The sequence below is a fragment of the Streptomyces sp. NPDC101166 genome (genome assembly GCF_044768125.1).
In the GTDB taxonomy this organism is placed as follows: Bacteria; Actinomycetota; Actinomycetes; order Streptomycetales; family Streptomycetaceae; genus Streptomyces.
Genome location: NZ_JBIWPF010000001.1, coordinates 36,256 through 50,263, shown reverse-complemented (window position 1 = coordinate 50,263; position 14,008 = coordinate 36,256). Strand labels below are relative to the sequence as shown.

Below are 14,008 nucleotides of genomic sequence, written 5' to 3'. Positions count from 1 at the left end.
CTATCAGGTGTCGACGGCCGAGGTGGCGGCCGTCACGAACGCGGCGGCCGCCGGCGACAGGCTGCCGCGGCGGCTGACGAGGGCGATGTCCAAGGTGGTCTCCGGCTCGATGTCCAGGACGCGGGCGCCCAGCCGCCGGGCGAGGTCCCGCCAGGCATCCGTGACCACCGCGAGCCCGACCCCGGCGAGGACCAGGGGCATGAGCGACACACGGTGCTCGGTCTCGGCGGCGACGGCGAACTCGATGCCCTGCTCCCGCAGCGCGTCGACGTAGGCGCGCATCCCCGTACCCGGCTGCCCGACGATCAGCCGCTGTCCCGCAAGCTCCCGGCAGTCCACAGCCGTCCGGCCGGCGAACGGGCCGCCGGCCGGCACCATCAGCACAAAACGCTGCCGCCCCAGCGCATGGGAGACGACCTCCTTGTCGGAGAGGGGACCGGCAGACGCCAAAAGCCCCAGCTCCACGGCACCCGTGCGCACCATGTCGATCACATCACGCGAGGTGAACGCGGCTTTGATGGCCACGGACACCCCGGGATACCGGTGGCTGAAGGCACTCACCAAGGTCGTCAGCGGCTCCACCGCCTGCGACGGCACCGATGCCACATCCAGGCGCCCCTCACGCAGCTCATGCACCGCCGCGACACTCGCCCGCGCCGTCTCCAGACTCCTCACGGCCTCCCGGGCAGGCTCGATCAGGGCCCTTCCGGCCTCCGTCAGCACCGCCCTGCGCCCGATGCGATGGAACAGCTCGGAGCCCAGATCACGCTCCAGCGCCCGCACGGCCTGCGACAGGGACGGCTGCGACACATACAGAGCCGAGGCCGCACGGTTGAACCCCCCACGATCGACGATCGCAAGGAAGTACTCCAGCTGCCGAATGTCCATCACGCGCCCTCTGCCCCTGGAAGAAAGCAACCGAAGACCCGATCGGTCCCGACCACAAGGATCGTCTCGACGAAGTGCGGAACCCGGGGTCGTCGTCCACGGTTCACGCGATGCCGGTCGTCTGGCATGTCCTCACTGTAGAGGCGTGTCCGATCGCCGACCCGGCGCGTTTGAGCGAACGGCCTGTTCCGACGTTCGTCGAGAGGGAGACCGCCTCTGCGTCACGACCGACAGCCCGCACGCCTGACGACTGCGCACCCGGATTCGCGTCAGTCGGCCCGCCACACATCCAGTGCCGTGAGTGCCACGTGGAGCCCGGTGCGCTGGTCGCCCGATTCGAGGTCGTGGGCGAGGAGGCGCTCGATCGTGCGCAGGCGCTGGTACATGGTCTCGCGGGAGAGGCCGCCCTGGCGGGCGGCGGTCGTCTTGTTGCCGGCCGCGTCAAGGAAGTGGCGCAGGGTCGTCAGCAGGTCGGTGCCGTGTCGGACGTCGTGGTCGATGAGGCGCCGGAGCTGCCGTTCGGTGTACTCCTGAATTCGGACGTCCTCACGGAGGGCGTACAGCAGGCGGCGCAGGCCGATGTCGGACATCTCGTGGAAGGAGCGGTCCGGCGGGAGAGGCTGGTGAGGCGGCGTGGCCTCGGCGACGCGGGCCGCCTCGCGGAACGAGCGGGCGGTGTCCGTGAGGTCCGTGACCTCGGAACCGACACTCACCACTGCTCCCGGTGCCAGGTCCAGCACCTGGCCGGACAGGCGCTCGAGGATGGGGCGCCAAGTCCGCGAGGCGCGCAGAGCCAGCAGGACCCCGAGGCGGTCGGGGGCCAGTTCGCCGACGAGGGCCGGCACGCCCGCCGTCCTCAACTCCTGCATCAGACGGGACGCGGTCTCGGCTCCGCCCTTCCCTGCGCGCAGCTCCACCAGGGCGGCCACGAAGTGGCTTCGGTCGGTCGGCAGGCCCAGCGCGGAGCAGCGGGCCCGCGCGTCCTCCGCGGAGCGGTAGCGCTGCTCCACGAGGTCGAGCAGGGCGTTCCGGTGCGCGGTGTGTTCCCACGGGATGGGGTGGATGAGGCGTGCGACGGTCAGTGCCATCGCGGTCCTCTCCAGCAGAGTGATGTCCTCCGGCCCGAACGCCGCCTCTTTGGCGTTCGCCGGGAGCATGGCCACACGGCCCCAGAGCTCGCCCTGGTACTCGACAGCGGCGGTGAGCCAGCCCTCCGGACCGCGTGTCGCTGTGGTGTCGCCGGGCCCGGTCGCCCTGGAGCGCCGCTCCCAGTCGGCGAGTGCCTCCTCGACCGTGAGCCCGGAGGGTTCGCAGATCAGTGCCTGGTGCACCAGGTTCTCCAGAACGACCGTGCGGCCGCTCATCTCCGCCGCCGCTCGCACCACGTCCTCCGGACCGGCGCCGCGCAGGGTCAGGGTGGTGAACGCCTCGTGGATGCGCTGCGTGCGGCGCATCGCCTCCGCCTGGTTGCCGAGCAGGAGCGCGTGCACGACCTGCGTCACCTCCAGGAAGTTGACGTCCTCAGCCAGGGTGACGAGGGGCAGGCCGCGGCGGCGGCAGGCGTCGACGAGGGTGTCCGGCGGGCGGTGGTAGCGGCGTACGAGTTCGATGACCAGGGCCGCGGTCCCGATGTCGGCGAGTTCGTCGACGTACCGGCGCACGCCGGCCGCGTCCTGCGGCAGCGGCATTCCGGTGGTGAGGACGAGCTCGCCGCCCTTCAGGAACGACGCGGGATCGGTCAGCTCGGTGATATGGACCCACCGGACCGGACGGTCCAGGAGCGGCCGGCCGGTGACGACCTGGGGCCGTCCGGCGGCCAGGACGGGCAGCGCCAGGACATCGGCCACGGTGAGCGGACGGGTGGACCCCTGGTCGGCCGGCTCGTTGTCGTTCACGGTCCTCTCCAAGGGGTCCTGCTCGCCTCGGCCCGGAGCCCGGGGGAGTGCCCAGCCACTGTGACAAGCGTCCCTGACCTGCGCAAGAGCGGTCCGTGAGTGAGCGATTCCCGGCGTCACCCCGACGAGGCTGACACAACGTCCGGATGTCGCGCCCCGGCCGGACGGATCGCCCGTTGGCGCGGCCCCGCTCCGCCGAGATGCTCGGGAGAGCGCAGCAGACCGCACACCGAGGCCGGGAGACGAACATGACAGCACTGTCGCCGCACCTTCGCCAGGCCACGCCCGTGGTGGCGGCCCGGGGCGAGGGCGTCCACCTCTACGACCAGGACGGCCGCCGCTACCTCGACTTCACCGCCGGCATCGGCGTCACCAGCACCGGACACTGCCACCCCAAGGTGGTGGCAGCGGCCCAGGAACAGGTGGGCTCGCTGATCCACGGCCAGTACACGACCGTCATGCACCAGCCGCTGCGCCGCCTGGTCGACAAGCTCGGCGAGGTGCTGCCGGCCGGTCTGGACAGTCTGTTCTTCACCAACTCCGGCAGCGAGGCCGTCGAGGCCGCACTGCGGCTGGCCCGCCAGGCCGGCGGCCGCCCCAACGTCATCGTCTGCCACGGCGGCTTCCACGGCCGTACGGTCGCCGCCGCCTCCATGACGACCTCCGGCACTCGTTTCCGCTCCGGTTTCTCCCCGCTGATGAGCGGCGTGATCGTCACCCCCTTCCCGTCCGCGTACCGGTACGGCTGGGACGAGGAGACCGCCACCCGCTTCGCCCTGAGGGAGCTCGACCACACGCTCCAGACGATCTCCTCGCCCGCCGACACGGCTGCGATCATCGTCGAGCCCGTACTGGGCGAGGGCGGTTACGTCCCCGCCAACCGCGCGTTCCTGGAGGGACTGCGCGAGCGGGCGGACCGCCACGGCTTCCTCCTCATCCTCGACGAGGTGCAGACCGGCGTCGGCCGCACCGGCCGCTTCTGGGGCCACGACCACTTCGGCGTCACACCCGACATCCTCGTCACCGCCAAGGGCCTGGCCAGCGGCTTCCCCCTGTCCGGCATCGCCGCCTCCGAGGAACTGATGAGCAGGGCGTGGCCCGGCTCGCAGGGCGGCACCTACGGCGCCAACGCGGTCGCCTGCGCCGCGGCCTGCGCCACCCTCGACGTCGTACGCGACGAGAAGCTCGTCGAGAACGCCGAGGCGATGGGCGCCCGGCTGCGCCAGGGCCTCGAGGCGGTCGCCGACCGGACGCCGGGCATCGGCGACGTGCGCGGCCTCGGCCTCATGCTCGCCACCGAGTTCGTCACCGAAGACGGCAGCCCCGACCCCGAGACCGCGGCCCGGGTCCAGCGCGCCGCGATCGGCGAGGGCCTGCTCCTGCTGCTGTGCGGGGCCTGGAACCAGGTAGTGCGCATGATCCCGGCGCTGGTGATCGACGAGGCGGCGGTGGACGAGGGCCTCCAGGCCTGGGCGGCCGCGGTCGAGGCCGGCACATCGGGAGCGCCCCAGCGATGACGGCCAGCACCACGGCCCTGGAACCGCCGGCCGTCAGGAGGACCTCCGCGTGTCGACAGCGCAACTCGGCGCTGACCGGCTATCAGGGCACGGTCGTAGTCGTCACCCATGACCGGCGCATGAGGTCCCGCTTCAACGGCGCCCACCTGACGCTGCGAAACGGGCACATGGCCGAGTTCACCACCGCCTGATCGCCGCAGCGGTGCACCGGAGGGACGGACAAGGTGTCCGTCCCTCCAGACGGTCGAAGGCCGCCCGCCAGACGGCGGACGGCAGGCGGCAGGCGGCAGACGCCAGACGCCAGAAAACCGCTTGAAGCAGCACAGGGCGGCCGCCGCTCGCCACGACATGCGCGGCTACTTCTTCCTCGGCACCGCCACAGCGGCCGCCCTGGTCATCCGGCTCCGAACATGATCGGCCTGGCAAGTCCTAGAAGGTCAGGTTCCAGGCGTCGATCTTGCCGGTGTCGGAGGCGGCGTTGTCGTTGACGCGCAGCTTCCAGGTCCCGTTCGCGACCTCCGAGGAGGCGTTCACGGTGTAGGTCTGGGCGATGTTGTCGGCGCCGCCGCCGGCGTGGTTGTGCAGCGTGTAGACGGTGCCGTCCGGCGCCACCAGGTCGACCTTCAGGTCACCGATGTAGGTGTGCTTGATGTCCACACCCACCTTGAGGGTGGCCGGGGCGTTGCCGGTCACGCCGGTGACGGCGATCGGGCTCTCCACGGTCGCGTTGTCGTTGACGGCGAAGTCCGCGAGGTTCTCGAAGTACTTGCCGGGCGGCGGGGTGGTCCCGACGGCCTTGAGGGCGTCGACCTGTCCTTCGCCGAAGAACGAGTTGTCGGCCGTCGTGCCCGTGCAGCGGCTGTCCGACGGGCAGGCGATGTCGTTGGCCTGGGCGGCCAGCTTGGCACGGATCTGCGCCGGCGTGATGCCCGGGTTGGCGCTGGCGATGAGTGCTGCCACGCCGACCACGTGCGGGGTGGCCATCGAGGTGCCGCTCTTGCTGCCGTAGCCGCCACCGGGAACCGTGGAGTACACGTTGCTGCCCGGCGCCGCGACGTCGATGACGCCCTGCCCGTAGTTGGAGAACGAGGCCTTGGTGACGCCCGTGCCGTTGGCCGCGACCGTGACCACGCCCGGCAGCTCGGTCGGGATGTCGAGGCAGGCGTTGGTGATGGTACGGGTGACCGGCGTCGAGTCGTTCGGGCTCGCGGAGTCGGTCGTCTTGTGGGCGAGGTCGTAGTTCTCGTTGCCCGCGGCGGCGATCTGGAGGGAGCCCTTGCCCTCGGCGTACTCCTGGGCGCGCTTGACGCCCTCGATGATGGCGGCCTGGTCGATGTTGTCCGGGCAGTTGAACTGCCACGGGTCCGTGTAATAGCTGTTGTTGGTGACCTTGAAGCCGTGGTCACCGGCCCAGACGAAGCCGCAGATGGTGTTCTCGGCGAAGAAGAAGGAGTTGCCCGGCTCGGCGACCCGGACCGCGGAGATCTTCACCCCGGGGGCCACGCCGACGACACCCTTGCCGTTCTTGGCCGCGGCGACGGTGCCCGCCACGTGGGTGCCGTGCGTGTCGACGTCCCGCCAGGCGCCGGCACGGGTGTCGGGCTTGCCGTAGGCGCAGGAGACCGAGTCCGCCGCGTTGAAGTTGGGCGCCAGGTCCTGGTGCTGGTCGTCCACACCGGTGTCCAGGATGCCGACCGTGACGGAGGCGGAGCCCGGGTTGACGGCCCAGGCCTGGTCGGCCTTGATCTGGCTCATGTCGGCCCGGACCGGTTCTCCGGCCGGGGTCGTGGCCTGGGCCGGATTGGCCGGCAGCGCCGGGTTGTATGCGTCGGCCGGGACGTCCGAGGTGCGCGTGGCGCCGACCTGCTGCACGCCGGCGACGCCGCGCATGGTGGCGGCGAATCCGCTGGACGCCGAGTGGGCGACGATCACGCCGATCGCGTCGAAGTTCGAGAAGACGGTGCCGCCGTTGGCCACGATCGCGGAGCGGACCGCCGAACTGTCACCGGGGGCGGTGATCACGAGGTAGGCACGCGTGCCGGCCACCCAGGCCGCACTCTGGGAAGCCGGCACGGCGGCCGGAGCGTGGGCCTTGGCGGCCGGCGCGGTGGAGGGGCCGACGGGGAGCGTGCCCGCGAGGGCGCCCGGGGCGCCGAACGCGAGGGCGGCGCCGAGCGTGGCCGCCAGCACCAGCGTGCGTCTAGGACGGCTGGACATATGAGGTATCAATGCGTCCTCCGGAGACGGGCCGACCGTGCTGAGGGCACCGGCGGGGCCGTACGAACGAGTGGTGGATGCAAGATGTCAGGCGCGTGCTCCGGTACGGAAGTACCTTTCCGTGCAGGGACGTTATAGGGGCATGGCTGAAAAGAGACGTACTCGGGGCATCGGGGGGTCGGAGCGGGGAAGCCTTGGGCGGCTAATCTGTATACATAGATGTGTGCGGCAGGATCGACGAGGAGTTCCGTGGCTCGGGCAACAGGTAAGAGCGAGGCGGTCTACGAGCGGCTGAAGAGCGACATCGAGTCGCTGAGGCTGCGGCCGGGGGCAAAGCTGAGCGAAGTCCAGCTGGGCGAGGAACTGGGTGCCTCGCGGACGCCGGTGCGGGAGGCCATCCGGCGGCTGGCCCGGGAAGGGCTGGTCGACTTTGTGCCGGGGGAGGTGGCCCGGGTGGCCGCGATCTCGTTGGGCGGGGTGCGGGCCCTGTTCGACTTCCGGATGCTGCTGGAGCCGCGTGCGGCCGCGTCGGTCGCGACGGCCGGGGCGTTCGACGAGCGCGTGCTGGTGCCGTTCCGTGAACTGCTGGAGCGGCTGGAGGAGTTCGACGAGTCCTTCCGTGCCCTGGACGCCGCCGGGCAGGCGCGGTCCTACCAGGAGTTCTACGAGGTGACCGAGGGCTTCGACCAGGCCGTCATCGCCGCCTGCCGCAACCCCTACCTCGCCCGGACGATCCGTGACCTGCGCAGCGAGACCGTACGGCTGCGGCATCTCTCGCACAGCGGTCCGCGCCGAATGCTCACGTCGCTGGAGGAGCATCGCGCGATGCTGAAGGCGATCGTGCAGGGGGACGCGCAGGCGGCGGAAGCGGCCGGCCGACACCATCTCGCGCAGACCCTCCAGGCGCTGATCGACAGCCTGACCGGCCAGGATTTCGCGATCGGCGCCGACGTCCACCTGGATGTCGCGGGCCAGTAACCGCCCGCACTTCTCGGTCCGGTGATCCACCGTGCCGGTGGCTTCCGCATCCGCCATACTGTATACAGAAGTGGATACAGTATTGCCGATACATCATTCTTCGATGCGAGGGGCCGTCTCATGCCGCATACCGTCGGCGCCGCCGACCTGCTCGGGTTCGCCGCCGCCACCACCGAGGCCCACGGCGTTCCGCCCGCGGACGCCCGACTGCTCGCGGACACCTTGGTGACCGCCGAGCTGTGGGGCCATCCGTCCCACGGGATGCTGCGCCTGCCCTGGTACCTCGCTCGTCTCGCGAGCGGCGCGACCACCGCCGTCGCCGCTCCCGAGCTCGTGACCGACAGCGGCGCCGTCCTGGTCGTGGACGGCTGTGACGGCCTCGGCCAGGTGCTCACCGACCGCGCGGTGACATGGGGTGTGGAGCGCGCCCGCCGGCACGGGATCAGCGCGGTCGGGGTCCGCAACTCCGGTCACTTCGGTACGGCCGCGTACTTCACCCGCAAGGCCGCCGAGCGGGGCTGTGTGGCGCTTCTGGCCACCAACGCCAGTCCGGCGATGGCCCCTTGGGGCGGGCGGGAGAAGCGCATCGGCACCAACCCGTGGTCGATCGCCGCCCCGGGCGGCCGGTACGGCGCGGTCGTGATGGACATCGCCAACACCGCCGTGGCGCGCGGCAAGATCTACCACGCCAAGGAGCGCGGCGAGCCCATCCCCGGTGGCTGGGCGGCCGACGCGGACGGCGTGCCCACCACCGACCCACGGCGTGCCATCGAGGGCCTGATCCTGCCGATGGCCGGTCACAAGGGCTATGCCATCTCCTTCATGCTCGACGTGCTGGCAGGCGTGCTGACCGGCAGCGCCTTCGGCTCGGCGGTCGTCGGCCCCTACCAGCCCGCCGGCCGCAGCGGCGTCGGCCACCTGCTGATCTGCGTCGACATCGCGGCGATGGCCGATCCGGCCGAGTTCGAACAACGGATGGAGACCCTGGTCGAGGAGACCAAGTCCACCCCCGCCGCTCCGGGCACGGCTGAGGTCTTCGTCCCCGGCGAGCCGGAGGTCCGCACCGCCGAGCGCCTGCGCAGCGAGGGCATCACCCTCGCCGATGACACCTGGTCTTCTCTCGGCCGTATCGCCGAAGCCACCGCCGTACCCCTGCCCGCCCCCGTCACTCCGCAGGAGCTGTCCGCATGATCGCGCTCACCGTGTCCCTCCAGGTCGTCCCCGGCTGCCGTGACGCCTTCCTCGAGGCCATCGAGCAGAACGCCGAGCGCTCCTTCACCGACGAACCCGGCTGCCGCTACTTCGACGTGGTCTGCGACCTGGAGGACGACCACCACTTCGTCTTCCACGAGATCTACGACGACGAGGCCGCCGTCGAGGCACACCGAGCCGCACCCCACTTCAAGGTCTGGCGGGAGGCGGCGGCGAAGTACGTCGTTCCCGGCAGCCAGGTCAACACGCTCTCCCGCCGCCTGTTCCACCACTCCTGACCTGTCGATCGGAGCCACCGCATGTGCACCAGGCCCGCCTCACCGAATCTGCTCATCCACCCCGACGAGGTCGAACGCTTCGACCGTGGCGGCGGAGTGGCCACCGTCCCCTACGTCGGCAAGTGGAACTCCGAAGAGGCCGTCATCACCACCGGCCAGACGGTGTTCCAGCCCGGCACCGGTCTGCCCCTGCACAGCCACAACGTCGAGGAGTCGGTGCTCGTCCTCGAGGGCGAGGCGACCGCCGAGATCGACGGCGAGTTCTTCGACCTGGGGGTCGGCCAGGCCACTTGGGTCCCGGCCGGTGTCCCGCACCGGTTCTTCAACCGGGGAGAGGGAGTCATGCGGATCTACTGGGTCTACGGCGGCCGGGACGTCACCCGCACCATCACCGCCACCGGCGAGACCTTCGAGCATCTCTCCGAGCACGACAAGGGAGGGGCGCCCACCGCATGAGTGCCACCATACGCACCGTCAACCCCGCCACGGGACAGCCGCTCGCCGAGTACGAAGCCTGGGACACCGTACGGATCGAGGCGGCTGTGCAGCGTGCTCACGCCGCCGCCCGCGCCTGGACCGGCGTCCCCGTCGCCGAACGGACGGCCCGTGTCCATCACTTGGCCACCGTCCTGCGTGAACACAGGGCGACACTGGCTCAGTTGGCCGTCACCGAAATGGGCAAGCCGATCGGTGAGGCGGAGGGAGAGGTGAGCAAGTCCGCACTGACCGCCGAGTACTACGCCGACCACGGCCCGCGAATCCTCGCCGACGAACATGTGGACATCGACGGAGCGGAAGCCTGGGTCGCCCACGAGCCGGTCGGTCTGCTCCTGGCCGTCATGCCGTGGAACTTCCCCGTCTGGCAGGTCATGCGCTTCGCCATCCCGTCCCTGGTGGCCGGCAACGGGATCCTGCTCAAACACGCCTCCAACGTCACCGGCAGCGCGCTCGCCCTGCAGGACCTCTTCGTCGCGGCCGGTTTCCCCGAACACCTGGTGACCACTTTGGTCATCGCCGACGGCGACGTGCCGGAGACCACCGCGCGGCTCATCGAGGACGACAGGGTCGCCGCCGTCACCCTCACCGGAAGCAACCGGGCGGGCGCGGCCGTCGGCTCCGCGGCGGGCCGCGCGGCGAAGAAGTCCGTTCTGGAACTCGGCGGTTCGGACGCCTTCGTGGTCCTGGACGACGCCGATGCCGAAGCAGCCGCAGCGGCCGCGGTGAAGGCGCGTTTCACCAATGCCGGCCAGAGCTGCGTGTGCGCGAAGCGGTTCATCGTCGCCGCCCCGGTGGCGGACGCCTTCACCGCCGCGTTCGTGTCCGGCGTCGAAGCCCTGCGGGTCGGCGACCCGCGCGAACGGGACACCCAGGTCGGCCCGCTCGCCCGCGACGACCTGCGGGCGGCGATCCATCGGCAGGTCGAGGAGTCCGCCGCCGCCGGCGCCCGCCTGCTGACCGGAGGCAAACCGCTCCCCGGCGACGGCTACTTCTACCAGCCGACCGTCCTGGCGGACACCGGCCCGGGCATGCCGGCCTTCGACGAGGAGACCTTCGGCCCGCTCGCCGCCATCACCGTCGCCCGGAACGACGAGGCCGCCGTACGGCTCGCGAACGCCACCGCCTACGGACTCGGCCTGAGCGTATGGACATCAGACCCCGGCCGCGGCGTCGCCCTCGCCCGCCGGATCACCAGCGGCGCGGCCTTCGTCAACGCGATCGTCGCCTCCGACCCACGCCTGCCCTTCGGCGGCACCAAGCGCAGCGGCTACGGCCGCGAACTGGCCGCCGCCGGCATCCGCGAGTTCACCAACACACGCACCTACTGGGTCACCACCTGACCGGCTCAGGCCCTGACCGCCCCCTCCTGCCAGTTGCTGTCGACGTGGCCCTGGCTCCGTCGTCGCGGCGATAACTCGGGAGCGCCCGGGGCCGGGTCCACGGACAATCATGGTCATGACGTCCCTCTACTCCAACCCGCTCTTCACCCGGCTCGCCGATGCCGAACGCATCCTCGTCGCGGGCGCGGGAGGCGGCTTCGACATCTACTCCGGGCTGCCGCTGGCTCTCTCCCTCCTGCATCAGGGCAAGCAGGTGCACCTCGCGAACCTCTCCTTCAGCGCACTCGACGGCCTCCCGCTCGAGGACTGGATCGCCCCGGACCTGGCCGCCGTCACTCCCGACTCCGCTGTGCACCAGCGATACTTCCCCGAGCGGACCCTCGCTCAGTGGCTGAGCCGGCACGGATACCCGTCCACCGTGTACGCCTTTCCCCAGACCGGGGTACGACCGCTGCGCGCCGCCTACCAAGCACTGATCGATCTGCACCGCGTCGACGCCGTGGTGCTGGTCGACGGCGGTACGGACATTCTGATGCGCGGTGACGAAGCCGGGCTCGGCACTCCGGAGGAAGACCTGACCAGCGTGGCGGCGCTGGCCGCGCTGAACGACATACCGACCCGGCTCGTCGTGTCGGTCGGCTTCGGTGTGGACGCTTATCACGGCGTCAACCATGTGCAGGTACTGGAGAACATCGCCGCGCTGGAGCGCGACGGCGCGTACCTCGGTGCGTTCTCGATACCGCGCGCCACCCGTGAGGGCGCGCTCTACCTCGAGGCGGTGGCACACGCTCAGCGCCACACCCCGGAGCACCCCAGCATCGTGAACGGTTCCATCGCGGCTGCCGTGCGTGGCTCGTTCGGTGACGTACGGTTCACCGACCGCACCCGGGACAGCGAGTTGTTCGTGAACCCGCTGATGTCCCTGTACTTCGCCTTCGACCTTCCAGGCCTGGCAGCCCGCTGCCTCTACCTGGATCGGATCGAGGACACCCATCTGATGCGCCAAGTGCACTCCAGAATCGCCGAGTTCCGCGAATCCATAGTCACTCGCCCACCCCGCAGCTTCCCGCATTAGACGGGCGGCGCCGTGAGTGCGCCGCCCCGCCCACCTCACCCACCACTCGCCCCGGACGTCGCCTCACGGACGACTGCGACGCCTCCTTCGGGGACGGTGACGGAGCCCGCGACCGGTTTGCCGGTGAGGAGTTCGACCCCTTCGGCGGGGATCTCGGCCCCGTGGCCGGCGTGGTCGATCAGGAAGAGGTAGTCGGCCTCGGCGCCCCGCCGCCGGACCACCTCGATGCCGGCCGGCACTTCATGCTCCGGACGCACCCCCGCCTCGAGGCAGACACGCTCCAGGACGGCGGCCAGGGTGGTGGTGTCCGGGTGGGTGGCGAGGTACCAGGCGGTGCCGTCGCCGTACGCGTGGCGGGTGACGGCCGGGACGCCGGCCAGCGGTCCGTCGGCGTACGTGGCGACGGCCTCCGCCCCGGTGAGCCGGAGGCGCTCGGTCCACAGGTCGGCGGTCGCGTGCTGCGGGACCTGGCCGGCCAGGCCGACCGTCTGTCCCGGCAGCAGGGGGAACAGCTCGTCGCCGTGGACGCCGAGGACCTTCCGGAAGGCGCCCGGGTAACCGCCCAGGCGTACGTGGCAGTTCTCGTCCACCGCACCGCTGTGGAAGCCCACTGCGAGGGTGCCGCCGTGCTCGACGAACGCCGCCAGGCTGGTCGCGCCCGTGTCGCCGACCAGGTACAGGCTGGGGGCGAGGACGAGCTGGTAGCGGTCGAGTTCCGGGCTGTCGGGACGTACGAAGTCGACCGCCACGCCGGCCTTCCACAGCGGTGTGTACCAGTCCCTCACCAGGTCCTGGAAGCGGAGTTCGCTGCTGGGCTGGGAGGGCAGCTCCATGGCCCAGCGGGCGTCCCAGTCCCAGACGATGGCCACCCTGGCGGGGCTGGTGCTGCCGCCCACTTCGGCGAGGGCCCGCAGATCGGCGCCTAGCTGTACGACGTCCTGCCAGATCTGGCTGTCGGTGCCCGCGTGCGGCAGCATCGCCGAGTGCCACTGCTCGGCGCCCGCCTTCGCGGCGCGCCACTGGAAGTAGGCGATGCCGTCGGCGCCGTGCGCGACATGGGCGAGCGCATTGCGGCGCATCTCACCTGGCCGCTTGGCCCGGTTGACGGGCTGCCAGTTGATGGCTCCGGTGGAGTGTTCCATCAGAAGCCAGGGCCGCCCGTCGGCCAGGGAGCGGACCAGGTCGCCGCAGAGCGCGATGTCGGTCTCCGACTCCGGGTCGGTGGCGAGCAGGTAGTGGTCGTTGGAGACGATGTCCAGCTCGGGAGCCCAGCGCCAGTAGTCCACGGCGTCGAAGTTGTGCATCACCATGAAGTTGGTGGTGGCGGGGAGGCCAGGGGCGGCGCGGCGGAGCACGTCGCGTTCGGCGGTGAAGAGCGACAGCAGTTCGTCCGAGCAGAAGCGGCGCCAGTCCAGCCGGTGGGCGGGGTTGGGGTCGGCGCCGGTGGCACGGGGCGGGATGACCTCCTCCCAGTCGTAGTACCACTGGCTCCAGAAGGTGGTGCCCCAGGCGTCGTTGAGCGCGTTCAGGTCGTTGCCGTACTTCGCCTTCAGCCAGCGCCGGAAGGCGGCCGCGCTGGTGTCGCAGAAGCATTCCGCGTTGTGGCAGCCGTACTCGTTGTGAACGTGCCACATCGCCACGGCCGGGTGCTCGGCGTACCGCTCGGCCAGCGCGCCCGCGATGCGCAGGGCCGCGGTGCGGTAGGCGAGGCTGGACGGGCAGAACGTCTGGCGGCTGCCGTACGACAGCGTGCGGCCGTCGCGGTCGACCGGCAGTGCCTCCGGGTGGGCCCGGAAGAACCAGGCGGGCGGGCAGGCCGTCGGGGTGGCGAGGTCGGCGGCGATGCCGTGCTCGTGGAGGAGATCCAGGATCTTGTCCATGCGGGAGAAGTCGTGGACGCCCTCCGCGGGCTCCAACAGGGCCCACGAGAAGATGCCGACGCTGACCATGGTCACCCCGGCCTCGCGCATCAGGGCCATGTCCTCGGCCCACACCTCCTCGGGCCACTGTTCGGGGTTGTAGTCGCCGCCGTAGGCGATGCCGGGCAGGCGGAGACGGCGTTCGGTGGTCACTGGCGGTACTCCGGAAGGTGTGGGGACGACAGGAAGGC

Annotated in this window: 12 protein-coding genes; 8 read left to right on the top strand and 4 right to left on the bottom strand. The window is 70.8% G+C overall.

Going from position 1 to position 14,008, the window contains the following annotated elements; genetic code table 11:
• Positions 1 to 3: 3 nt before the first annotated feature.
• Both ACIRS4_RS00240 and ACIRS4_RS00235 read right to left on the bottom strand, forming a co-directional pair.
• Positions 4 to 888 carry a LysR family transcriptional regulator gene (locus ACIRS4_RS00240; RefSeq protein WP_404187711.1) on the bottom strand — a complete coding sequence of 295 codons (885 nt, stop codon included), beginning with the start codon at positions 886 to 888 and terminating at the stop codon, positions 4 to 6.
• Between the two features lie 269 nt (positions 889 to 1,157).
• Positions 1,158 to 2,783: a PucR family transcriptional regulator gene (locus tag ACIRS4_RS00235; RefSeq protein ID WP_404187708.1), complete on the bottom strand. Its 1,626-nt coding sequence runs from the start codon at positions 2,781 to 2,783 to the stop codon at positions 1,158 to 1,160.
• Positions 2,784 to 3,031: 248 nt separating this feature from the next.
• Between ACIRS4_RS00235 and ACIRS4_RS00230 the strand changes: the two genes are divergently transcribed.
• Together ACIRS4_RS00230 and ACIRS4_RS00225 are read left to right on the top strand one after the other, a co-directional pair.
• The gene (locus ACIRS4_RS00230) at positions 3,032 to 4,300 is read left to right on the top strand and encodes an aspartate aminotransferase family protein (RefSeq protein ID WP_404187706.1); all 1,269 of its coding nucleotides are present in this window, start codon (positions 3,032 to 3,034) and stop codon (positions 4,298 to 4,300) included.
• Positions 4,297 to 4,491 carry a hypothetical protein gene (locus ACIRS4_RS00225; protein ID WP_404189829.1) on the top strand — a complete coding sequence of 65 codons (195 nt, stop codon included), beginning with the start codon at positions 4,297 to 4,299 and terminating at the stop codon, positions 4,489 to 4,491. Before ACIRS4_RS00230 ends, ACIRS4_RS00225 begins: the two co-directional genes overlap by 4 nt.
• Before the next feature lie 238 nt (positions 4,492 to 4,729).
• On the opposite strand, the gene ACIRS4_RS00220 is transcribed toward ACIRS4_RS00225, so the two are convergent.
• Positions 4,730 to 6,490: a S8 family peptidase gene (locus ACIRS4_RS00220; protein ID WP_404189709.1), complete on the bottom strand. Its 1,761-nt coding sequence runs from the start codon at positions 6,488 to 6,490 to the stop codon at positions 4,730 to 4,732.
• Positions 6,491 to 6,766: 276 nt separating this feature from the next.
• On the opposite strand from ACIRS4_RS00220, the gene ACIRS4_RS00215 reads away from it, so the two are divergent.
• From ACIRS4_RS00215 to ACIRS4_RS00190, 6 genes are all read left to right on the top strand, one after another.
• Complete coding sequence (locus ACIRS4_RS00215) at positions 6,767 to 7,495, top strand: GntR family transcriptional regulator (protein ID WP_404187704.1); 729 nt, start codon at positions 6,767 to 6,769, stop codon at positions 7,493 to 7,495.
• Between the two features lie 120 nt (positions 7,496 to 7,615).
• Complete coding sequence (locus ACIRS4_RS00210; protein ID WP_404187701.1) at positions 7,616 to 8,686, top strand: Ldh family oxidoreductase; 1,071 nt, start codon at positions 7,616 to 7,618, stop codon at positions 8,684 to 8,686.
• Entirely contained in the window at positions 8,683 to 8,985 is a 303-nt protein-coding gene (locus tag ACIRS4_RS00205; protein WP_404187699.1) for a putative quinol monooxygenase, read from the top strand. Before ACIRS4_RS00210 ends, ACIRS4_RS00205 begins: the two co-directional genes overlap by 4 nt.
• 21 nt (positions 8,986 to 9,006) lie before the next feature.
• Positions 9,007 to 9,441 carry a cupin domain-containing protein gene (locus tag ACIRS4_RS00200; protein WP_404187696.1) on the top strand — a complete coding sequence of 145 codons (435 nt, stop codon included), beginning with the start codon at positions 9,007 to 9,009 and terminating at the stop codon, positions 9,439 to 9,441.
• The gene (locus ACIRS4_RS00195; RefSeq protein WP_404187693.1) at positions 9,438 to 10,823 is read left to right on the top strand and encodes an NAD-dependent succinate-semialdehyde dehydrogenase; all 1,386 of its coding nucleotides are present in this window, start codon (positions 9,438 to 9,440) and stop codon (positions 10,821 to 10,823) included. Before ACIRS4_RS00200 ends, ACIRS4_RS00195 begins: the two co-directional genes overlap by 4 nt.
• 115 nt (positions 10,824 to 10,938) lie before the next feature.
• Complete coding sequence (locus tag ACIRS4_RS00190) at positions 10,939 to 11,898, top strand: DUF1152 domain-containing protein (protein WP_404187690.1); 960 nt, start codon at positions 10,939 to 10,941, stop codon at positions 11,896 to 11,898.
• 35 nt (positions 11,899 to 11,933) lie between these two features.
• On the opposite strand, the gene ACIRS4_RS00185 is transcribed toward ACIRS4_RS00190, so the two are convergent.
• Positions 11,934 to 13,970, bottom strand: coding sequence for a beta-galactosidase (locus ACIRS4_RS00185; protein WP_404187688.1), 2,037 nt, complete (start codon positions 13,968 to 13,970; stop codon positions 11,934 to 11,936).
• Positions 13,971 to 14,008 lie beyond the last annotated feature (38 nt).

Coding starts and splice junctions, on each gene's coding strand:
- ACIRS4_RS00240 (WP_404187711.1), bottom strand. CDS start 888: ATGGACATTCGGCAGCTGGAGTACTTCCTTGCGATCGTCGATCGTGGG.
- ACIRS4_RS00230 (WP_404187706.1), top strand. CDS start 3,032: ATGACAGCACTGTCGCCGCACCTTCGCCAGGCCACGCCCGTGGTGGCG.
- ACIRS4_RS00225 (WP_404189829.1), top strand. CDS start 4,297: ATGACGGCCAGCACCACGGCCCTGGAACCGCCGGCCGTCAGGAGGACC.
- ACIRS4_RS00210 (WP_404187701.1), top strand. CDS start 7,616: ATGCCGCATACCGTCGGCGCCGCCGACCTGCTCGGGTTCGCCGCCGCC.
- ACIRS4_RS00205 (WP_404187699.1), top strand. CDS start 8,683: ATGATCGCGCTCACCGTGTCCCTCCAGGTCGTCCCCGGCTGCCGTGAC.
- ACIRS4_RS00200 (WP_404187696.1), top strand. CDS start 9,007: ATGTGCACCAGGCCCGCCTCACCGAATCTGCTCATCCACCCCGACGAG.
- ACIRS4_RS00195 (WP_404187693.1), top strand. CDS start 9,438: ATGAGTGCCACCATACGCACCGTCAACCCCGCCACGGGACAGCCGCTC.
- ACIRS4_RS00190 (WP_404187690.1), top strand. CDS start 10,939: ATGACGTCCCTCTACTCCAACCCGCTCTTCACCCGGCTCGCCGATGCC.